Origin of the sequence: Flavobacterium tegetincola DSM 22377, assembly GCF_000425485.1 — a bacterium.
Taxonomy (GTDB): Bacteria; Bacteroidota; Bacteroidia; order Flavobacteriales; family Flavobacteriaceae; genus Flavobacterium; species Flavobacterium tegetincola.
Genome location: NZ_KE384387.1, coordinates 38514 through 61577 on the forward strand (window position 1 = coordinate 38514; position 23064 = coordinate 61577).

19 protein-coding genes are annotated in these 23064 nt (G+C 35.1%); 14 read left to right on the plus strand and 5 right to left on the minus strand.

Annotated features, from left to right (window positions below):
• The first annotated feature begins 53 nt into the window (after positions 1 to 53).
• The 9 genes from H602_RS0115260 (at position 54) to H602_RS0115305 (ending at position 12753) form a co-directional block, all read left to right on the plus strand.
• Positions 54 to 1025: an electron transfer flavoprotein subunit alpha/FixB family protein gene (locus H602_RS0115260; RefSeq protein WP_026978791.1), complete on the plus strand. Its 972-nt coding sequence runs from the start codon at positions 54 to 56 to the stop codon at positions 1023 to 1025.
• 250 nt (positions 1026 to 1275) lie between these two features.
• Entirely contained in the window at positions 1276 to 1899 is a 624-nt protein-coding gene (locus H602_RS0115265; RefSeq protein WP_026978792.1) for a bifunctional nuclease family protein, read from the plus strand.
• An 86-nt stretch (positions 1900 to 1985) separates the two neighbouring features.
• Positions 1986 to 2810 carry a thymidylate synthase gene (locus H602_RS0115270; RefSeq protein WP_026978793.1) on the plus strand — a complete coding sequence of 275 codons (825 nt, stop codon included), beginning with the start codon at positions 1986 to 1988 and terminating at the stop codon, positions 2808 to 2810.
• A gap of 132 nt (positions 2811 to 2942) precedes the next feature.
• The gene (locus tag H602_RS0115275; protein ID WP_026978794.1) at positions 2943 to 5114 is read left to right on the plus strand and encodes a S9 family peptidase; all 2172 of its coding nucleotides are present in this window, start codon (positions 2943 to 2945) and stop codon (positions 5112 to 5114) included.
• A 138-nt stretch (positions 5115 to 5252) separates the two neighbouring features.
• Positions 5253 to 6770 carry a peptide MFS transporter gene (locus tag H602_RS0115280; RefSeq protein ID WP_051224607.1) on the plus strand — a complete coding sequence of 506 codons (1518 nt, stop codon included), beginning with the start codon at positions 5253 to 5255 and terminating at the stop codon, positions 6768 to 6770.
• Between the two features lie 243 nt (positions 6771 to 7013).
• A complete protein-coding gene (locus tag H602_RS0115285; RefSeq protein ID WP_051224590.1) occupies positions 7014 to 8537 on the plus strand; it encodes a peptide MFS transporter in 1524 nt (507 codons plus the stop codon).
• Between the two features lie 125 nt (positions 8538 to 8662).
• Positions 8663 to 10309 (plus strand): MFS transporter, encoded by a 1647-nt coding sequence (locus H602_RS0115295; protein WP_026978797.1) that lies wholly within the window; start codon positions 8663 to 8665, stop codon positions 10307 to 10309.
• Between the two features lie 139 nt (positions 10310 to 10448).
• Positions 10449 to 12215 (plus strand): peptide MFS transporter, encoded by a 1767-nt coding sequence (locus H602_RS0115300; protein ID WP_026978798.1) that lies wholly within the window; start codon positions 10449 to 10451, stop codon positions 12213 to 12215.
• An 82-nt stretch (positions 12216 to 12297) separates the two neighbouring features.
• Complete coding sequence (locus tag H602_RS0115305; protein WP_026978799.1) at positions 12298 to 12753, plus strand: thioredoxin family protein; 456 nt, start codon at positions 12298 to 12300, stop codon at positions 12751 to 12753.
• A gap of 5 nt (positions 12754 to 12758) precedes the next feature.
• On the opposite strand, the gene H602_RS0115310 is transcribed toward H602_RS0115305, so the two are convergent.
• The 5 genes from H602_RS0115310 to surE all read right to left on the minus strand — a co-directional run bounded on the left by H602_RS0115310 (position 12759) and on the right by surE (position 17876).
• Positions 12759 to 14795 carry a ComEC/Rec2 family competence protein gene (locus H602_RS0115310; RefSeq protein ID WP_026978800.1) on the minus strand — a complete coding sequence of 679 codons (2037 nt, stop codon included), beginning with the start codon at positions 14793 to 14795 and terminating at the stop codon, positions 12759 to 12761.
• 22 nt (positions 14796 to 14817) lie between these two features.
• The gene (locus H602_RS19015; RefSeq protein WP_051224593.1) at positions 14818 to 15507 is read right to left on the minus strand and encodes a C40 family peptidase; all 690 of its coding nucleotides are present in this window, start codon (positions 15505 to 15507) and stop codon (positions 14818 to 14820) included.
• 186 nt (positions 15508 to 15693) lie between these two features.
• Positions 15694 to 16806, minus strand: a complete 1113-nt coding sequence (gene lpxB / locus H602_RS0115320; RefSeq protein WP_026978801.1) for a lipid-A-disaccharide synthase — start codon at positions 16804 to 16806, stop codon at positions 15694 to 15696.
• A 4-nt stretch (positions 16807 to 16810) separates the two neighbouring features.
• Entirely contained in the window at positions 16811 to 17083 is a 273-nt protein-coding gene (locus tag H602_RS0115325) for a hypothetical protein (protein ID WP_026978802.1), read from the minus strand.
• On the minus strand, positions 17076 to 17876 hold the full coding sequence (gene surE, locus H602_RS0115330; RefSeq protein ID WP_425402327.1) for a 5'/3'-nucleotidase SurE: 801 nt from the start codon (positions 17874 to 17876) through the stop codon (positions 17076 to 17078). Before surE ends, H602_RS0115325 begins: the two co-directional genes overlap by 8 nt.
• Positions 17877 to 18036: 160 nt before the next feature.
• Here surE and H602_RS0115335 point away from each other — a divergent pair, with 160 nt between their 5' ends.
• The 5 genes from H602_RS0115335 to ubiE all read left to right on the plus strand — a co-directional run bounded on the left by H602_RS0115335 (position 18037) and on the right by ubiE (position 23063).
• Positions 18037 to 20238 carry a carboxy terminal-processing peptidase gene (locus H602_RS0115335; protein WP_026978804.1) on the plus strand — a complete coding sequence of 734 codons (2202 nt, stop codon included), beginning with the start codon at positions 18037 to 18039 and terminating at the stop codon, positions 20236 to 20238.
• A gap of 6 nt (positions 20239 to 20244) precedes the next feature.
• Complete coding sequence (locus H602_RS0115340; protein WP_026978805.1) at positions 20245 to 21351, plus strand: ABC transporter permease; 1107 nt, start codon at positions 20245 to 20247, stop codon at positions 21349 to 21351.
• A gap of 76 nt (positions 21352 to 21427) precedes the next feature.
• Positions 21428 to 21760: a 2TM domain-containing protein gene (locus tag H602_RS0115345; protein ID WP_026978806.1), complete on the plus strand. Its 333-nt coding sequence runs from the start codon at positions 21428 to 21430 to the stop codon at positions 21758 to 21760.
• Between the two features lie 5 nt (positions 21761 to 21765).
• Positions 21766 to 22260 carry a dihydrofolate reductase gene (locus H602_RS0115350; protein WP_026978807.1) on the plus strand — a complete coding sequence of 165 codons (495 nt, stop codon included), beginning with the start codon at positions 21766 to 21768 and terminating at the stop codon, positions 22258 to 22260.
• Between the two features lie 71 nt (positions 22261 to 22331).
• Complete coding sequence (gene ubiE / locus H602_RS0115355; RefSeq protein WP_026978808.1) at positions 22332 to 23063, plus strand: bifunctional demethylmenaquinone methyltransferase/2-methoxy-6-polyprenyl-1,4-benzoquinol methylase UbiE; 732 nt, start codon at positions 22332 to 22334, stop codon at positions 23061 to 23063.
• Position 23064: the final 1 nt, after the last annotated feature.

Consider the following 23064-nt stretch of genomic DNA (forward strand, 5'->3'; position numbering starts at 1 on the left):
TAATCACGCTTCAAAATCGAAAATCATAATTCTAAAATCTTAAATTTAAGACAATGTCAATATTAATATATGCAGAATCTTCTTCAGAAGGAAAATTCAAAAAAGTAGCATTTGAGTTGGCTTCTTACGCAAAAAAAGTAGCTGAATCAATGAACACAACGGTAACTGCAGTTACTGTAAATAATGCAGACGCATCGGAATTATCAAAATACGGTGTAGACAAAGTGTTGAAAGTTTCTAACGACAAGTTAAAAAACTTTACAGCAAAAGCATACGCAGATGTAATCAAACAAGCAGCCGAAAAGGAAAATGTAAAGTTAGTTTTACTTTCTTCTACAACAGACAGTTTATATATGGCACCATTAGTTGCTGTAGCATTAAACGCAAGCTTTGCTTCAAACGTAGTTGGATTGCCTGTTAGCATGTCACCATTTCAAGTTAAAAGAACAGCGTTTTCAAACAAAGCGTTTGCCATTACTGAATTAGAAACAGAAGTAAAAGTATTGAGTTTAGCAAAAAACTCGTACGGATTAGTTGAAAATGCTTCCACTTTAGCACAAGAAGATTTCGCTGCCGCATTAAATGACGGCGACTTTAGCGTGAAAGTAGAAAGCGTAGAAAAAGCATCTGGTAAAGTAACTATTGCAGACGCAGACGTAGTGGTTTCCGGTGGACGTGGATTGAAAGGTCCAGAAAACTGGGGATTGGTGGAAGATTTAGCTGCTGTTTTAGGCGCTGCAACCGCTTGCTCTAAACCCGTTTCAGATTTAGGATGGAGACCTCATAGCGAACACGTAGGACAAACGGGTAAACCGGTTGCCACAAATTTATACATTGCCATTGGAATTTCAGGAGCAATCCAGCATATTGCAGGAATCAACTCTTCGAAAGTAAAAGTAGTAATCAACTCAGATCCTGAAGCACCTTTCTTTAAAGTTGCCGATTACGGAATTGTGGGTGATGCTTTTGACATTGTACCAAGACTAACCGCTAAATTAAAAGAATTTAAAGCGAATAATTCGTAAACATTTTTTTTAAAACTTAGCCCCAATTAGGGCTATCTGAAATTAGATAGAAATATCAAGTTCAGATAGCCTTTTTTTTGTTTTAAAAAAGGGTTTCCATATAAAGGGCAAGTACCACCATAATTAATTCGAACAATTTTCTCTATCTTTTATTGAATATTTCGTGTAAATTTGTGCAATTCGTGTTGAAAGAGCAAATTTGTTTTTTCAACGATTGCATTTATTATAAATTAAATCTATTTCCTTAAAAATGAGTTTAGTAAAACTAACCATCAAAGGTATTTCATACAGCCAAACGCAAAACGGCGCTTATGCTTTAATCTTAAATGAAGTGGATGGCGACCGTAAACTTCCCATTGTTATTGGTGCTTTTGAAGCCCAATCCATCGCCATTGCACTAGAAAAAGAAATCAAACCGCCTCGTCCGTTGACACACGACTTGTTTAAAAGTTTCGCGGATAGATTTGACATTGTAGTCAAACAAGTCATCATTCATAAATTAGTCGATGGAGTTTTCTTTTCAAGTATCATTTGCGAAAGAGACAAGATTGAAGAAATCATTGATGCCCGAACTTCGGATGCAATTGCTTTAGCTTTACGTTTTTCTGCTTCTATATTTACGTATAAAAACATTTTAGACAAAGCCGGAATTTACCTGAAAAGTAACCCTACAGACAGTGAAGGAACTTTTGATGATGACGGCATTTTGTCAACTCCAGAAACTTTTGGAATGAAAGATGAATCCAATGCGGCAGAAGGTGGTGCGTACGCAAAACACAGTTTATCTGAATTGAATGACTTGCTAAACGAAGCGGTTGAAAATGAAGATTATGAAAAAGCGGCGAAAATTAGAGATGAGATTAGCAAAAGATAGTTATCGAGTCATCAGTCTCAATTTTCAGTAATAGCTCTCTAAAAATCTTTATACCTTAGTGCCTTCGCGGCAAAAACACATTACACATGAAACAATATACCGATTTAGTACACCACGTTCTAGAAAACGGCGTTCAAAAAGGAGACCGAACAGGAACTGGAACAAAAAGTGTATTTGGCTACCAAATGCGTTTTGATTTATCCGAAGGTTTCCCAATGGTTACGACTAAAAAATTGCATTTAAAATCCATTATTCATGAATTACTTTGGTTTTTAAAAGGCGAAACCAATATTGGATATTTAAAAGAAAACGGCGTTCGGATTTGGGATGATTGGGCAGATGAAAATGGCGATTTAGGTCCTGTTTACGGTCATCAATGGCGGAATTGGAATTCCGAAGAAATTGACCAGATAACCGAAATTATCGAAACGTTGAAAACCAATCCAAATAGCAGAAGAATGCTGGTTTCCGCTTGGAATCCTTCTGTTTTGCCGGATACTTCAAAATCATTTGCAGAAAATGTCGCGAACGGAAAAGTAGCCTTGCCTCCTTGCCACGCTTTTTTTCAGTTTTATGTAGCTGAAGGAAAATTATCCTGTCAATTGTACCAACGAAGTGCCGATATATTTTTAGGCGTTCCATTTAATATTGCTTCTTATGCTTTATTGACAATGATGATTGCTCAAGTGTGTAACTTAGAAGTAGGCGAATTCATTCACACTTTTGGTGACACACATATTTACAACAACCATTTTGAACAACTAGAATTGCAACTATCTCGTGAACCTAGACCTTTACCAACAATGCTATTAAATCCAGAAATCAAAAACATATTAGATTTCACATTTGAAGATTTTACATTAGAAGGTTATGATCCACATCCTGGAATAAAGGGAAGCGTGGCGGTTTAAATTTAATTAAATTCTTTTTTTACAACGCACATTTGAATAGTCTAGCAACTACGCAAGTACTATTTAACACCCAAAAACATCAATTATTGCTTTTTTTTCACTAAAATTGAACGTTTTTTTAAATTACCAAAAATGAATCATTTCAAAAAAGCTTTATTCTTATTTTTAATAAGTACCGTTAGTGTTTTTGCACAACAAAAAATTACCCTTGAAGAAATTTGGGGTGGCGCTTTTCGGACGCAAGGTATGGACGAATTGCAGTCCATGAAGAACACCAACCAATATACGGTTCTAAACTTTGATCGTGCTTCGAGAAGTATGCAAATCGACCTTTATGATTTTGCTACATTAAAAAAAGTGGACACTTTTATTGACACTAAAAACTTCCCCAACTTCCCTTCCATTGACAGCTATACGTTCAATAAAAGTGAAGATTTAATTTTAATTGCCACTGAGTCCGATCAAATATTTCGACATTCTTTTGTTGCCAATTATTATTTGTACGACATCAAAAGCAAGAAGATGGCACAACTTTTTGACTTCAAAGTACAAGAGCCCACATTTTCGCCAGACGGTAAAAAAATTGCTTTTGCAAGAGACAATAATTTATTTATTTATACCATTGCCAGTCAAGCTATTGAACAAATTACGTCTGATGGTGTAAAAAACAAGATCATCAATGGTATTACGGATTGGGTGTATGAAGAAGAATTTGCGTTTGTAAAGGCTTTTGATTGGAATGCAGCAAGCGATAAAATTGGCTACATTCGATTTGATGAAACTGATGTTCCCGAATTTTCCATGGACGTATACAGTCAAGGGTTATATCCGGTACAACAATTGTTTAAATATCCTAAAGCAGGAGAGAAAAACGCAAAGGTTAGTTTACATATTTATGATGTAACGTCAAAGAAAGCAACCAAAATCGACTTAGACAAATACACGGATTTCTACATTCCTAGAATCAAATGGACCAATAATTCTAACGAATTGAGTGCTCAAATCATCAACCGTCATCAGAATAATTTGGATTTGTTATTTGTAAATGGAACTTCGGGAACTACAAAAGTGGTTTTGAATGAAAAAGACAAGGCCTATATTGATGTAACTGACAATCTAACTTTTCTAGCCGACAACAGTTTTATTTGGAGTAGCGAAAAAGACGGTTATAATCATTTGTACCACTACGATAAATCAGGAAAACAAATCAGTCAAATTACCAAAGGAAATTGGGAAGTAACAAATTACTATGGCTTGAATGAGGCTAATAAAACTATTTATTACCAATCAGTTGAAAACGGTTCCATCAATCGTGATGTCTATTCAATAGATTTAAATGGAAAAAATAAAAAGAGATTGTCTTCTAAAACAGGAACTAATGCGGCTACATTTAGTCCGAATTATGCATTTTACATCAATACCTTTTCAGATGCAAAGACGCCACCGATTTACAGTTTGAACGAAGCTAAATCAGGGAAAGAAATGCAAATCATTCGTGAAAACAGCGCATTGTCTAAACGTTTGGAAAAATTCAATTTGCCAAGCAAAGAATTTTTAGAATTGCAAACCGAGAAAGGTCAAAAGTTAAACGCCTGGATGATTAAGCCAAAAGATTTTGACGCTTCAAAAAAATACCCTGTTTTTATGTACCAATATTCTGGACCAGGTTCTCAAGAAGTGGCCAATAACTGGTTGGACACAAATGACATGTGGTTTATGATGCTTTCGCAACAAGGCTACATTGTGGTTTGTGTAGACGGAAGAGGAACGGGTTATAAAGGCGCTGAATTTAAAAAGGTAACGTATAAAGAATTAGGGAAATTTGAAGTAGAAGATCAAATAGACGCTGCAAAAACCATAGGAAAATACAGCTATGTAGACGCTTCTAGAATTGGAATCTTCGGATGGAGTTACGGTGGATTTATGTCGTCCAATTGTATCTTAAAAGGAAATGATGTCTTTAAAACTGCCATTGCTGTTGCACCAGTAACCAATTGGAGGTTTTACGATTCGGTTTACACGGAACGTTACATGCAAACGCCTCAAGAAAATGCTTCGGGTTATGATGAAAATTCACCCATTAATCACGTAGATAAATTAAAAGGAAATTACCTTTTAGTTCATGGTACGGCTGATGATAATGTACATGTGCAAAATACCATGTTAATGATTGAGGCTTTGGTGCAAGCCAACAAACAATTTGAATCTGCCATTTATCCAGATAAAAACCACGGCATTTACGGTGGAAAAACGCGCCTTCAATTGTATACCAAAATGACTAATTTTATAAAAGAGAAATTATAATAAATCACAATTTAAAATACTACATCAAAACAAATTGTGATGAGATGTATAAAAACTAACAAAAATTAAAAACCCATGATAGAACAAAAAGACGAATTATTAGTAAAACATTTACACAATAGAGGAATTGACGACGCGATGGTTATGAATCATCCCGCCTCTTTATTTGTCTTATTCTTTACAGAAATGTGGGAACGTTTTTCTTATTACGGAATGCGAGCTTTACTTACCGTGTTTTTGGTTAGTGAGCTCATGGACGGCGGTTGGGCTTGGACCAATGAAGAAGCATTAAAACTATACGGTTTATACACGGGATTAGTATATTTAACTCCATTACTTGGAGGAATGATTGCCGATAGGTTTACCGGTTATCGAAAAGCAATTTTAATCGGTGCTTTAATTATGACTTTGGGTCACGCCTCGATGGCACTGGAAGGAATTAGTCAAAACTTCTTTTATGTTGGACTTCTGTTTATGATTTTGGGTAACGGTATGTTTAAACCAAATATCTCATCCATGGTAGGTCAATTGTATCCTGATTCTAGTGCTAAAAAAGATGCGGGTTATACCATTTTCTATATGGGAATTAATGCAGGAGCATTTTTAGGAATGTTACTATGTGGTTACATTGGAGAAAAAATAGGATGGCATTTTGGGTTTGGTTTAGCAGGTGTTTTTATGTTCTTCGGAATGTTGCAATTCTATTTTGGACAAAAAATATTTGGAGTAATTGGACAAGACATCAACATTAAAAAAAGTGATGAAATTGCGACAGAGGAAAGTGAAGAAATTGTTCATGAACCACATATTGTAAGAGACCGATTAGTGGTAGTTTCCGTTTTCATGATAGCCAGTATTTTTTTCTTTTTTGCTTTTGAACAAGCAGGAGGTTCGATGACTTTGTTTGCAAAAGATTATACACAAAGAGCATTAACGGGAAATTCGGGAATGATTTTCAAATGGATTGACGCGTTACTAACTATTTTCCCAATTGCAATTGTAACGTATGTGTTATATGGTTTGTCTAAGAAAATTTATGCAAAATACCCGTTAACCATCATTTTTACCTCTATTTCTTTTCTAATTATTTGGGGGTTAGGAATTTGGAAAGTGTATCGTGAATTTAATTTAGAAACAACAGAAGTTACGGTTTCATGGTTTCAAATTTTAAACTCGTTTTTCATCATTACATTAGCTTCGTCTTTCAGTAAAATTTGGGAAAAAGTCTGGAATCCATCAGGACCTGTAAAATTTGCCATGGGACTTATCTTAGTTGCTGTTGGTTTTTTCGCATTGTCTTACGGAAGTATGAGTATTCCTCAAGGTGCAAAAACAGCTTCTGTTAGCATGATTTGGTTAATATTGGCCTACTTCTTTCACACGATGGGAGAATTGTGTTTATCACCTGTAGGATTGTCGTATGTAAGTAAGTTATCTCCTAAAAAATTCGTTGGGGTTTTATTCGGACTTTGGTTTACTGCTTCTGCAATCGCAAACTTCATCGGAAGTTGGACAGGAGCTTACATTGATAAAATAACCGAAGCCTATTCTATGAGTTACTTCTTTATATTTATTGCAGGAGTTCCAATGTTTGCAGCAATAATGTTGTTACTTTTCAATAAGAAATTGGTGAAAATGATGCACGGAATTAAATAAAAATTGAACTTGCAACATCATTCATGATTATATTTGGGCGTGTCCCAAACTAAAATTGTCCCGTCTTTATCGACGGGACAATTTTAGTTTGGGTCGGGCTATCCGTTGCAATCTTTTGTTTTTTATTCTAAAAAACAAAAGGATTTTCACTTCTATCCCTTACGCAAAAAACAAAAACTCAACTTTTACATTTTATTTCAGTCAAATAATTTAAATTTAAAAAATATTTTAATAATTTAAAAAATGATAGACCCAACAACTCCTTCTGAAGTTCCAGCATTGACGTTAGAAGAAATTCAAAATTTTGAAGGAAAATACCCGAAACAACTGTGGTATTTATTTTTAGTTGAAATGTGGGAACGTTTCTGTTTCTACGGAATGCGGGGCGTTTTAACCATTTTTATGGCAGACCAAGTTTTAGGTTTGGCTTTATCAGACAAAGAATCTAATTTAAAATACGGTGCGATTCAAGCCTTCGTTTATGCCTTTACTTTCATTGGTGGAATTTTTGCCGATAAAATTCTAGGATTTAAAAAATCCCTAGTTTTCGGTGGAATTGTTATGATTCTAGGAAATCTACTAATTGCTTTTGACCCTCATACCTATTTTTACGCAGGAATTACACTTTCCATTATTGGTACTGGTTTTTTCAAGCCAAACATCTCTTCAATGGTAGGCGATTTATATGCTGAAGATGACCCAAGACGTGATGCTGGATTTGGATTATTCTATTCAGGAATTAACATTGGAGCACTTTTAGGTGGTGCAGTTTGTGTTTATCTAGGAACAAGTGAAGATTGGGGATGGAATTATGCCTTCCTATCAGCAGCTGTGGTAATGATAATTGGATTAATCACGTTTGCATTTATTCGAAAAAGTTTAGGGCCAATTGGAAATTCACCTCTTTTAGAAGTGCCTAAAGCCACTAGAACCACAAAAGAAATTGCAGTCTATGTAGGTTCACTTTTGAGTTTACCTTTAATTTATATCATGATTCGAAATACCGACTATACGGATTACTTCATGTATACCATTGGCCCAATAGCCGTCTTATATTTCTTGTATGAAATGTTCAAAGAAAAAGAAATAAAATCGCAAAAGAAATTATTAGCTGCTTTCGTTTTTATTATTTTTTCTATTATATTTTGGGCATTTTTTGAACAAAGTGGTGGTTCATTAGCCTTATTTGCAAAAGACAATTTACACCACAGTTTATTGGGAATTGAAATGAATCCCAACATTATCAACAACACTTCTAATTCACTTTTCGTAATTATTTTCAGTCCCATTTTAGGATTAATTTGGTTAGCGATGGCGAAAAAGAAAATTGAACCCAACACAGTTATGAAATTCGGTATTGGATTTCTCTTTCTTGCCGCAGCATTTTATACATTTTATTATACTCGATTTTTTGCTGATGTTGAAGGGTTAACCTCTTTAAACTTATTTACTTTTGCCTATTTAATTATAACTTTTGGAGAATTATGCTTGTCGCCAATTGGACTTTCAATCATGACCAAACTTTCGCCAAAACGTCTTTCAGGAATGATGATGGGAATGTGGTTTCTGGCCAGTGCTTACGGTCAATATGCCGCAGGTTTATTAGGTGCTGGAATGTCATCGCCCGACGAAAATGCATCTTTAGTAACTAAATTACAAGGTTACACTGAAGGATATTACCAACTTTCAATATACGCCTTAATTGCCGGAGCTTTGTTAATTATTGTATCGCCTTTGATTCGAAAGTTAATGCAAGAAGTAAAATAATTAAAATATTAAAGCGACCTCATCAGTCGCTTTTATCATTTCTAAAGCAAATGGTCTGTCGTATACCTTTTTTTGTTTTATTTGTAAAAGAAAAACAGATCGTAAATTAATCAATACCAATTTCCATGGAACAGCAAAAGAATCCAACTTTTCGACAAACCGTCTCTTCGTTTAACAAAACCTTTTGGCTGGCCAGTTTTATGGAACTCATGGAACGATGGGCTTGGTACGGAATTTTTACACTTTTCGGATTGTATCTTGTAGGTTCAACGGACGAAGGCGGATTAGGTTTTAACCACATCCAAAAAGGAAACATTATGGCAAATGTTACCGCCATTCTATATTTGCTTCCACTATTTTTTGGCGTAATTGCAGACCGAATTGGGTATAAACTTTCTCTTACTATCTCCTATGTCATCATGATTGCCGGTTATTATCTGATGGGAGAAGTCAGCACGTATTGGAGTATGTACATGGTTTTCCTACTCGTTGCGGTTGGTGCTGCATTTTTTAAACCGGTAGCTTCTGCGATTGTGGCAAGAAATACCAACGACACTACTGGATCGATGGGTTTTGGAATTTTCTATATGATGGTAAATATTGGAGGATTTGCTGGTCCAGCGATGTCTTCGTATTTAAGAACGGAATACGGATGGAAAATAATTTTCATTCAAGCCGCAGTTGTAATTGGATTAAATTTAATTTTTCTATTGCTTTTTTACAAAGAACCTAAAATTGACCGTACCAATAAAGAACCGATATTAACTGAAATTAAAAACTCATTACTTAGCATTGTTGAAGCTTTAAAAGACCAACGGCTTACTGTGTTATTGATTTTAATGATTGGATTTTGGACCATGTACAATCAACTTTTTTACACACTTCCTAACTTTATTGAAGATTGGATTAACACCAGTGTATTGAGTAACTGGATCAATGAAAACATACCTTTTCTTAGCAAAACCATCACACAAGATGGACAAGTTAAGGCAGAATGGTTTGCCAATTTAGATGCTTTTATGATTATTTTATTGCAAATTCCCATTTCTTATTTTGTAATCAAAATGCGTCACATTAATGTTATTATCCGTGGAGCAATTATTGCCACCATTGGCGTAAGCTTGACTTTTTACACTCATAATGTCTGGTTTACTATTATTGGAACCATGATTTTTGCCGTTGGTGAGATGATGTCAAGTCCTACCCTATCTTCCTTCATCGCTTTGATTACCCCAAAAGGAAAAGAAGGATTGTATCAAGGGACGTACTTTTTACCTGTTGCCGCGGGAAATTTTTTCACCGGATTTATCTCTGGAGATTTGTATCAAAAATGGTCGGATAAACTTTCGCTATTGCAAACCGAAATGGGAAAACGGAATATTGAAATGCCGAAAGTAATTAGTAAAGAACAGTTTATTGAACAAGGTTCACAAGCGATGAATCTGTCCATAACCGAGTTTGAAAACACGTTTCACCTCAAAGACGCTAATTTAGATTATCCCGCAATCAGCACCCAATTTGTAGAAATGGCCACACGTAAGGGAATTGATGTTTCAAATATCCAAACGCCTTTTTCAAAGAGCGATTATTTTACGTTAGCAGCACAAAAATTAAACATGAACAGCTGGGATATGACGCAAATGCTTTGGGACAATTACAGTCCCAATAAAATATGGTACGTGGTTTTTGCGGTTGGTTTAGTTTCGATCGTTTCCCTAATCATATACGATCAATTTGTGGTAAAACCGCTTGAGAAAAAGAACTTGAATTAAGTTTCAACTTCCATTGATACACGAACAATACGGCATTACTTGAATATAAAATTCTGATATGAGTTCTGTTTAAAAAATTTTTGCTTTATTTGTAAGTCGTTCGACGAACCAAAAACTATTAATAGATAATTTATTTTACATGAGTCAAGTTTCAGCAACTGAAAACCCCAATTTCTTTGAGTCAAAAGTATTGGGACAACCTGCAGCACTTTTTGTGTTGTTTTTTACCGAAATGTGGGAGCGATTCTCCTTTTACGGAATGCGAGTCCTACTGATTTTATTTTTAACAGCAGCGATCACGGGTGGAAATCCAGGTTGGGGTTGGAATCCAGAAAACGCAGGAGCTTTATACGGAACCTACGCGATGCTACTTTATATCACACCTATTTTTGGTGGAATTATTGCCGACAGATATATCGGATACCGTTGGGCCGTAGTTATAGGCTCCATAATTATGACATTAGGACACGCTGCGATGGCATTGGAGTCTGAATTCATGTTGTACCTCGGACTTGGATTATTGGTTATAGGAACTGGTTTTTTTAAACCAAACATGACCTCTATTTTATCCGAAATGTATAAAGAATTTCCAGAGAAAAAAGATGGTGCTTACACGATTTTCTATATGGGTGTAAATGCGGGTGCTTTTTTCGGAATGATGTTGTGTGGTTATTTGGCTGCAAATTTGGGATGGCATTGGGGCTTTGGCTTAGCTGGAATTTTTATGTTATTAGGAACTATCCAATTTTGGTTGGCAAAACCACTTTTTGGAACTATTGGAGAAGTACCAAGTGCTGAAAAAAGAGCTCTTGAAACGGCACGAGTTGCTGCTTCTAAAAATGAAGACGACAAATTAAATCCATATACTCCTGTAGATATTGCATTAATTTTTATTACAACAGTTATTGGTCTACTTTACGCGTTCAATGATCCGTTGTCAAAAATTGGAGACATCAACTTATTCCCTTTCAAAGTAGGTACTTTAGACGGTTCGATTGTGATGATTTTAGTGGCATTGGTATTGTTCTTGTTTCTAGTAATTTCAAGATTGATGCGTTACACTACAGTAATTCGTCATAGAATGATCGCTGTAATTATATTTGCCTTTTTCACTATTTTCTTTTGGATGTCTTTTGAACAAGGTGCTTCCTCTTTAGTAATTTTTGCGAGAGATAGTGTGGACCGAAGCTTAGAAGGTACTTCCTTAACAATTTTCAACGTAGTAAATACTTTGCTAACCATTGTTCCTTTATTAATTATTTCATGGGTGTTGATTTTATTGTGGAAACAAACGTACAAGAAAGCGTTGGGTTCTAACGTAGTTTTAGCTATAACGTTCATTGGAATTTGGGGAATTGCAATCTGGATGCTGTTAAACGAATACAGTAAGTCGGCTTCAGAAATTGATCCAAGTTGGTTCTCTATTTTAAACTCATTCTTCATCATTGCTTTTGCGTCTACGATTTCAAAAATTTGGGACAGTAAATTTAATCCACCCGCTGCTGTAAAGTACGGTTTAGGATTAATTATCATGGCTATTGGTTTTGGGTTATTAGCTTATGGAGCTTACGGAATTACAGATGGTATTAAAGTATCAATGATTTGGTTGGTTTTAGCGTATTTATTCCACACATTGGGTGAATTATTCCTTTCTCCCGTTGGATTATCTTATGTTTCTAAATTAGTTCCAGCACGAATGATTGCATTTATGTTCGGAATGTGGTACTTGGCCATTGCCATTGGTAACAAATTAGCCGCTGTTTTAGGAGGTCAAATTGAAAACATTACCAATACCTATTCGCTTTCTACTTTTTTCCTAATATTCGCAATTGTACCTACAGTGGCTGGATTATTAGTAATTGCACTGAATCCAGTTTTGAAAAAACTAATGCACGGTGTTCGATAGTTAAAAATGTTAATTCCATCTATACAATTTTCAGATTATGCTATTTGGTGTTATTTTTGGAAAAACAATTAAAAATATAATTATGAAAAAGAATATCATACTGTTCCTTTTGGCTATTGGAAGTTGCGCAACTTACGCTCAGGAAATTAAATGGATGACTTTTAACGAAGCGATGGAGGCACAGAAGAAAAATCCTAAACCTATCTTTATGGATGTCTATACCGATTGGTGTGGGCCGTGTAAGATGTTGGATAAAAATACTTTTTCAGATCCCGCATTCGCAGCGCATATTAGTAAAAACTATTATGCAGTAAAGTTCAATGGTGAAGGAACCGATGTAATTAAATACAAAGGACAAGTAATGACCAATCCCAACCACAATCCAAATGCTAGAGGAAGAAATGCAGCCCACCAATTTACTTCTTACTTAAAAGTACAAGGTTATCCGTCCATGTATATTTTGGATGCAAAAGGAGAACTTAAAAGTCCAATAGTAGGTTATTATACTGCTGACCAATTATTACCCCTTGTAAAGTAATAATATCAATCAATTCTATAGAATCCCTTTTCGGCTACGGCATGAAAAGGGATTTTTTCTTTACTACATGTTTTTCTGAGTCTCTCAATTACACTTTTGTAGTTTGACGCGTCTGCAATTACAATCTCAGGTTGGTATGATTGCAAGAAGCGCTCAAAATTTACCGTTGGAGATTGCGTAATCAATAAAATGGAAGGTTTTAACTCTGGAACAAAAACCGAAGTACTATCCAAAATCAGTACTTTATGCTTTCCATAATACAAAAGATCAGGAATTTTTTTGACTTTGACAATCGACGTTCCATTTGCTACATTAAAGGATTGAATATTTCGGTCTTTTCCAACCGCGACACTGTCATTAGAAAACACGATTACCTCATTGCCTACTCGTTCTAAAAGCAATGAACTGTTCCGCGACTGAAATACTAACAATTCATTCTTATTTTTCGACTTGAAATCAAATGCAAAGAAACTTATTTGAAACAATAAAACAGATGTTAGAAGTAGTGCTGAAGTCCTGAAATTTCGATTGATAATGAACCATCCCAAACCAAAAACCACTAAGTATAAACTAATCATCATCCAGAAATCAAAAGTAATATCTTTAAAAATAAAGTCTTCAAACGAAGCTACAGTTTCCACAATATAATTCAAGAATCGAATAAGGTATTCCAGAATTTTCACAACCATTGTGGGAAGTTCCGTCCAGAAAGCAGTCAAGACTACAATGAGTCCGACACCCATAATTATGGTGATTAAGAACATGATGAGAAGATTTGTGATAAAGAACAATCCTGGAAATTGATGGAAATAATAGAGACTCAACGGCATTGTTCCAAGTTGTGCCGCAAACGTAATGGTAAAAACCGTCCAAAGGTGATTCGTAATTTTATATTTCGGTTTCCACAAATCTTCAAAGACGGGTTGCAACCACAGAATGAAAAATAATGCCATGTAACTCAATTGAAATCCAACGTCAAATAAGAACGAAGGCTCAAATAATAGGATGAGAAAAATGGAACAATAGAATGTGTAAAATACGTACGTTTTTCGCCTCATATACATTCCAATGGCTACAAAAGAAAACATAGTAACTGAGCGAACTACAGAAGGCGTAAATCCCGCAACTAAGGCAAAAGACCACAGTGTTAGGATAATTGCAAGAACTTTAAAGACTCGAAAGCGATTTGAATTGGGAAGAAAATTTAAAAAAAATCTGAGAAACAAAACTACAAAACCCACGTGCAAGCCGGAAACGGAAAGAATATGAATCGCGCCTGCATACTGATAATTTTGCAAAACTGTAGGGTCCAAATCTTGCCTTTGACCGAGGATCAAAGCATGAACAACACCTAATTCTTTCTGACTGAAACCACTGTTCTTTAAATTTTCAATAACGTTGTTTCTAAATATGGCGCTGTAATAATACAGATTTTTTTCTTTACTATTAAAAATGGAAATAGAAGAATCATCTGTAAAAACTTGTCCGTAAATTGATTTATTTTTCAGGAAAGAGCCATAGTCAAATTGATCTGGATTGAGTGGCTTTTGCAGCGGAAGAAGTTTAGAATGAATGCCTAATTTTGTTCCGATTTTTAAATCTGCTGCCGTTTTATCTTTTCTAAAATTTAAAAGAATTTTCCCACTAGAAGTTCCACCATTTAAACTGTACAGTTCAGCTGCAAAACGATTGTTCTTTTCAGTAGGTTTCCAACGCTCTACCAGAATCACCTTCATGTACACTGATTCAGCTCCGAAAGCATTGGATTGCGAATAGTGATTTTCCTTGTTCGCATGCTGATGCAGTACCGCCGAAAAGTGGCCTACAGCAAAAGACAATACAAAAGTAAGTAGTGTAAATATCCTAATGGAAATAGCATTCTTTCTTCTATAATTAATCAAAAAGACAGCTACGAAAAGTAAAAATGAGACCACAAGAAAGTACAAACCGGTATTTAATTCAAAATTAAAATACCGATTGAAAATAATTCCAATAACAAAGAATAGTGTTAATTGCGTTAAAGGATATTGAAGCACTTTCATGAATCGAAAGTACTAAAAATAGTTATAGGTTTGACAACACTCTATTAATTTGAGCAAATGTTCTACTGTAGTAACTTTCTTTAGTTGAAGAGATTATAACACCTCTAGAAGTTGAAGCATGAATAAACTTGATTTCGTCTCCAATAATATCCACTACCATCCCAACATGATTAATTACACGTTTTCCATTGGTTTTAAAGAAAATCAAATCGCCTTTCTTTACGCTAGATGAATCGATTTTTTCACCAACGGTTGCCATATCTCGTGAAGTTCGAGGAATAGACATGTCAAATAAATTATATACTGCTGTAACCATTCCTGAACAATCCATTCCGTCTGGCGAAGTTCCTCCACCACGGTACCGAACTCCCAAAAACTGCATTGCATTATTAATCATCTGAACTGCAACATAATTTTCTGGAGCAGAAATCTCGATATCTTCTGCATTGGCGTCCGAAATTACATTTTTAAGGTTGGAAACCGGCGCTTTTACATTCTTACTTGTTGCACTTGCTTCTGCTTTTTTACTGCTTTTTTTAGAACTTTTACTTGAAGTAATTGGTCCGTCAGTTTTAGAAGTAGGATTGCTTGCTGGATTTTGATAGACGCCCTTTTTCACCGCTACTTTTTTGGAAGTAATAATTTGACTGTAGCCAAAAGATACCGTTAGTAACAAAAGGAATGTGAAATAAAGTTTCTTTGTAACAGCCATATTTATTTTTATTTTTCAAGCAATTTTTTCCAAACCGCTTTTAGATTTATGGATAAAAATGATTTAATAGTATAATCAATTTATTTTTAAACGTAATTCAATTAGCAATTATTATACCATGCACAAACTTAATTAAAAAAAAATCAATTTTAAATACAAGAGATTGACTTTTAATAAAATAAATTTTTATTTAATAGCAGCAACGATCAATTTAGCGGTTTTATCACTCGCTCCTTCGCCACCCAATTGCTTTTCTAATGCGGCATAATCGCTAAAAATTCGACTGCGTTTTTCAGCATCCAATATTTTTTCCAATTCAACCTTTATATTTTTTGTGTTGAATTCTTCTTGAATAAGCTCCTTCACCACTTCCCGATCCATAATTAAATTGACCAAAGAAATGTATTTTAACGTAATGACACGTTTAGCAATTTGATAAGAAATCCAACTTCCTTTGTAGCAAACTACTTCCGGCACCTTGAACAACGCCGTTTCCAATGTTGCTGTACCAGAGGTAACCAAAGCTGCATGAGAAATGGACAGTAAATCGTAGGTTTTATTGGAGATGAAATGCACGTTTTCATTCTTCAAAAATGTTTTATAAAATGAAAAATCTTGACTCGGAGCGCCTGCTATAACAAATTGATATGCTTTAAAGTCGTCAACAACGCTTAACATAACCTCCAACATTTTTGAAATTTCCTGCTTTCGGCTTCCAGGTAAAAGTGCAATAATCGGCTTATCGTCCAAATTATTGTCCCTCCGAAAATCAACTTCAGTAGTTACTGCACGATTTTTAATGGCATCAATTAAAGGATGTCCAACAAAGTGAACCGGATAACTGTGCTTCTTTTCATAAAACTCCTTTTCAAAAGGCAAAATGATGTACATTTCATCCACATCACGTTTTATAGCCGTGATACGGTTTTCCTTCCAAGCCCAGATTTGTGGCGAAATATAATAATGGGTTTTCATGCCTCGTTTTTTTGCCCATTTTGCAATCCGCATATTGAAGCCTGGATAGTCAATAAAAATGAGCACGTCTGGCTGAAAAGCTACGATGTCTGCTTTACACTTTTTTATGTTTCCCAGAATGGTTCGCAAATTGATGATAACTTCACTGAATCCCATAAAAGCCAACTCACGGTAATGCTTGACCAATGTTCCACCTGCTTGTTCCATCAAGTCGCCACCCCAAAACCGAATTTCGGCTTGAACGTCTTCCTTAAAAATTGATTTCATCAAATTGAATCCGTGTAAATCACCTGACGCTTCACCTGCAATTATATAGTATTTCATATGTTTACGCAAAAATGGTTGCAATCGTTACTACTAAGGTTGCCAAAACTACACCTCGTGCCATGAGTTCTTTATTGAATTTTAAAAGTAAAAAGAAGGCCACTAAATTTAAGATAGCACCGAGAGCAATTAATTTTCCCAATTGTCCTTGCCCTCTCAAAATTGTAAAACCTTCTACTATTTCATAATCTGTAAAAAAGTGCAGAAACAAGTACACTCCAAGAGACGCTGCAATTATCCCAATTAAAAATCCGTATAGTAAATCTATTTTATTCATTCAAATTCCATGTGTTTAATTGTTGCATCGCATGATGGGCCGTCAAATCAAATTGAACAGGCACTACCGAAATATAACCATTGTTCAAAGCCCATTCGTCGGTATCATTTCCTTTATCATGATTGACAAATTCGCCTGTTAACCAATAATAGTCACGGCCTTGTGGTGTTTGTCGCTTGTCAAATTTTTCTTGCCAAACTGCTTTCGCCTGACGGCAAATTTTCATTCCTTTAATTTCGTTTTCGGCTAATTTAGGTATGTTGACATTTAAAACAACGCCTTCCGGCAAACCTTGTTCCAAAACTTCCAGCGCAATTTTCTTCACAAACTTCTTACATTGACTGAAATCTGCGTTCCAACTGTAATCCAATAATGAAAATCCAATTGCAGGAATTCCTTCAATACCCGCTTCCAATGCAGCACTCATCGTCCCAGAATAGATTACATTTATCGAAGAGTTTGAACCATGATTGATCCCCGATACACATAGATCCGGTTTGCGTTTCATGATTTCTGTAACTGCTAACTTTACGCAATCTACAGGAGTTCCAGAACAACTAATTTCTTTAAAATCAGCACCTTCTTTTGAGATTTCATTCAAATACAAGGTATTATTTATTGTAATAGAATGTCCAGTAGCACTTTGTGGCTTGTCTGGTGCTACCACAATAATTTCTCCAATTTCTTTCATGATTTCTATCAAATTCCGAATTCCCGGTGCTGTAATTCCATCATCATTGGTAATGAGTATAAGCGGTCTTTTTATATCTTCCATTAAAGGTTCTTCGTGCATTGATTAGCTGTTAACAAATAAAACAATTTTTAAAGGCTAAATTAATCATTTTTCACGTTAAGTTTCTATTTTAGCACCTTTAACAAAAAATTATCGCTCGAACTACGGTCATGGCATAATTTTTAAGTTAATTTAGATGAAAATTAGATTCTATAAATTGATGAATGCCATATTGACTTTTATGAAAAAAAATATTAAAATTATAGCTTTTGTTGCCATCCTTTCAGCAGCATTGTTTAGTTTTTTTCCCAAAGAAAAAAGCGACCCAGAAAAAGATAAAGCACTATTACAACTGATTACTTTTGTCATTGAAAAGGGACACTTTGACCCAAAAGCTATTGACGATGAGTTTTCAAAAACGTTATTCAAAAGCTACATTGACGGTTTAGACCCATCAAAAAGATTATTTCTACAAAGCGATATCGATGAATTTTCTAAATACGAAACCCTTTTGGACGACCAAATTCTCGGAAAAGATTTGTCTTTTTTCGATTTAACGTACGATCGTTTGATGCAACGAACTAAGGAAAGTCAGTCGTATTATAAAGATGCACTTGCTAAACCTTTTGACTACACTCAAGAAGAAGTTTTGGATACAGATTATGAAAAAGGACCTTACACAAAATCTACGTCTGAATTAAAAGACCGTTGGAGAAAACAAATTAAGCTTTCTACATTAGCCTCTCTTACCGACAAACTAGACTTTGAAAAAAAGAAAGATTCATTATCTAAAACGGATCAGAAAAAGCTGAAAAAAGAAGATTTAGAACCAAAATCAATGGTTCAATTGGAAAAAGAAACACGAGAAAACTCGCTTAAGTCATTGGATGAAGTATATACTTTCATGAGTGAATTGACACGTGAAGACTATTTTGGAATTTATTTAAATAACATTGCAGAGAATTTTGACCCGCATACTTCTTACTTGGCACCTGAAGACAAGGAGAAATTTGACGTAAGTATGAGTGGAAAATTCTTCGGAATTGGTGCGCGTTTGCAAAAGAAAAACGACTATACAGAAATTACGGATTTAATTTCAGGCGGACCAGCTTGGAGAGGAAAAGAATTGGAATCTGGTGATGTAGTGATGAAAGTTGCCCAAGGAAATGAGCAACCTGTGGACATTGTTGGAATGCGTTTAGACGATGTTGTTAAAAAAATAAAAGGTCCTAAAGATACCGAAGTACGTCTAACTGTAAAGAAAACGGACGGAAGTATTAAAGTAATTTCGATTATTAGAGATGAAGTTGAACTGGAAGAGACGTACGCCAAATCTAGCATTGTAGAGAAAGACGGACTGAAATATGGTGTCATATATCTACCAAAATTTTATATTGATTTTGCAGATAGAGCTGGTCGTGATGCAGCAAAAGATATTAAATTAGAATTGGAACGTTTGAAAAAAGAGGGTGTTCAAGGAATTGTTATGGACTTACGCGATAATGGCGGTGGGTCTCTTTCTACAGTTGTTGATATTGCAGGGATGTTCATTAAAGAAGGTCCAGTGGTGCAAGTAAAAGCCGTGAATCAAGACAAAGAAGTACTTTCAGATGTGGACAAAGCTGTAATTTGGGACGGCCCGTTGGTTGTAATGATTAATAATTTCTCTGCTTCTGCATCCGAAATTTTGGCTGCCGCAATTCAAGATTATAAAAGAGGTGTCATCGTTGGAAGCAAACATTCCTTTGGAAAAGGAACAGTTCAAAACGTATATGAATTGAATCGATACATTAGAAACAGTTCTTTTGGAGATTTAGGTGCATTGAAAACTACCACTCAGAAATTCTATAGAATCAATGGTGGTTCAACACAATTAAAAGGAGTTTCAAGTGACGTTCATATGCCGGATCGTTTCTCTTATGTGGAAATTGGCGAACGTGATGTAAAAAACGCAATGCCTTGGGATAAAATTGAAGCTGCAGATTATCAAACTTTCAGCATTCCAAATTTTGATAATATTATTCAAAAAAGTCGTGACCGTATTAAAGCAAGTGCACAATTTGCCTTAATTGACGACAATGCAAAATGGTTGAGCAAACGCCGCGAAGAACACATTTACAATTTGAATTTAAATAAATTTGAAGCAGAACAAAAAGCAATTGAGTTAGAAATTAAAAAATATAAACCAATTACAACTTACAAAACGAATTTGCAATTTCAATCCTTGCCATACGAAAACATGTTGATGCAAAAGGACAGTTTATTGAAAGAAAAGAGAGTACGTTGGCATGAGAGCTTAACGAAAGATGCATATGTGGAAGAAGCAATCAATATCTTAGATGATATGCAAAATAAAGGCGCGAATAAATCATCTGTTCCTGCATCAAAAGCTAAAAAAGGAAAAATTGTAGGCGCTCTATAAATCAGAATGGATACAAGTACACAATCATTAACAGCTATAGCGCTCCAAAAGTTCAAAAAGAATTTTTGGGGCGTTTTTAGTTTCTGGTTTATCGTTTTTTTACTTTTTGTTTCGCTGTTTGCATACGTTTTTGCACCGGACCATTCAGAAAATGCAAACCAGATGCATCTTTCCATACACTCTAAATCGCCAGGATTTAAAGTACAAATACTTTCTATACCACTGCAGAAGAAGGAGGCAAATAAATTGAGCTATTATTTTTTTGGTTTTCCAAATAGTGTTACGGAAATTCCAATATCAAAATATGAAATCAAAGCAAACTCCATCAGTTACACAGAATTTTCTGATGATATAAATTTAGCTCAAACTAAGGAAATAGGTTTAGATAAATTTCCAGGTGCAAAATCCATCCAAGAAGTCGCGCAACAGAACATTAAAGCGGAGCAATTCTATTTAGGTACAGATAAATACGGACGAGATTTATTGAGCAGGATGTTGATTGGTTCTCGAATTTCACTCTCCATCGGATTTATAGCCGTGTTTATTTCTTTAATCGTGGGTATTTTCTTTGGGGCTTTGGGAGGCTATTTTGGTGGAAAAACGGATGCCTTTGTCATGTGGCTGGTCAATATTATTTGGTCCATTCCCACTTTACTATTAGTCATTGCCATTACATTAACATTGGGAAAAGGATTTTGGCAAGTATTTGTAGCCGTCGGCCTAACCATGTGGGTTGAAGTAGCAAGAGTTGTTCGCGGTCAAGTAATTAGCTTGAAGGAAACGCAATACATTACGGCTGCAAAAGCTTTGGGATTTGGTCATTTTAGAATTATATTTAATCATATTCTGCCTAATATTATGGCGCCCGTAATAGTCATTTCCGCTGCAAATTTTGCTTCTGCAATTCTAGTAGAAAGTGGATTAAGCTTTCTGGGATTAGGTGCACAACCTCCCATTCCAAGTTGGGGCGGCATGATTAAAGACCATTACAGTTACATCATTCTCGGCAAACCTTATTTAGCAGTGGTTCCCGGACTTGCTATCATGTTTTTAACGCTTGCTTTTATGATGATAGGAAACGCACTTCGAGATGCTCTTGATGTAAAATCGTAATCTAAAATCAAGCTTAAAAGTATTATTCTATTTTTAAGAAATTATTTTTACCTTTAGTTGCTCAAATACACCACGAATGGAAAAAGAATTTTACGACCGATATGAATACGCGCGATCGCGAATCAGAGAGAAAAAATTTCTGTATTACCACTTCATTCTCTTTGTTGTAGGAAGCCTATTCATGTATGTAGCCAATGAATTATTAGAATACGGATTACCTACGCTTTGGTACAAGTGGGCCATCGTCATTTGGTTTTTCATCTTTATTTTGCATTTTATTCGTGTGTATATTACACGAAGGTTTATGAATAAAGCTTGGGAACAACAACAAATTGAACACTTGATCAGCAAGCAAGATAAAAAGATAGAACAATTGAATGCAAAAATCAATTCAGAAAACTTAAAATAATTTCCATGATTACATTAATTGCCGCAGCGGCAGAAAACAATGCTTTAGGAAAAAACAACGAAATGATTTGGCACTTGCCCGATGACTTTAAACGATTTAAGAAATTAACTTCCGGACATGACATTATATTAGGAAGAAAAACCTTTGAAAGTTTTGACAAACCATTACCCAATCGGAGACACATTATAGTTACGCGTCAAGAAAATTACGCAGAAAATATAGATCCAAGCTGCTGTATTGTTGTAAGTAGTATTGAAGAAGCTATTGCGCAAACAAATGCTGAAGAAGAAAATTTTGTTATTGGTGGAGGCGAAATTTACACATTAGCTTTACCCTTAGCCGATAAAATCGAGTTGACACGCGTTCACGGTACTTTTGATGCGGATGCTTATTTTCCAACTTTTGATGTAGAAAAATGGCATTTAGATAACGAAGAATACCACTCGACGGATGAAAAACACAAGGTAGACTTTACCTATCAAACTTTTTTAAAAAAATAATTCGGATATAATTCACAATTGTCAAAGAATGCAATCCCTGAATAAAATGTACCTTTGCAAAAAAATGTAGCATGTCAAAAAATGTAACGCCTTACAAAGATTCTGAACTAGGAAAGAAAGAGCAAGTAGCTCAAATGTTTGATACTATTTCTGGAAATTACGACGGTTTAAATCGTGTCATTTCTTTTGGAATTGATGTAAAGTGGCGCAAAAAAGTTTTAAAAATGGTAGCAGATACTCATCCCGATACCATTTTAGACATTGCCACTGGAACGGGTGATTTGGCTTTATTGATGACCCAAACCAATGCTACAAAAATTATTGGTCTAGACATTTCTGCAGGAATGTTAGAGGTGGGAAGAAAAAAGATTACCGAAAAGAAACTGGATTCTAAAATAGAAATGGTTTTAGGCGACTCTGAAAATATTCCTTACGATGATGCAACATTTGATGCTATAACTGTTGCTTTTGGCGTGCGAAATTTTGAAACTTTAGAAAAAGGTTTAGCCGAAATTCTAAGGGTTTTAAAACCAGGCGGCATCTTTGTAATTCTTGAAACTTCAGTTCCAGAAAAATTCCCGTACAAGCAAGGTTACAAATTTTACAGCAAAAACATCCTTCCTTTAATTGGAAAAATGTTCTCAAAAGACGATTCTGCCTACCAATATTTGTCCGATTCGGCATCTGTTTTTCCTTATGGTGAAACTTTAAACAATATTTTACGAAAAACGGGGTTTATAGAAGTGAACGCTTTGCCTCAAACTTTTGGTGTAGCCACAATTTATTCCGCATCAAAAAAATAAT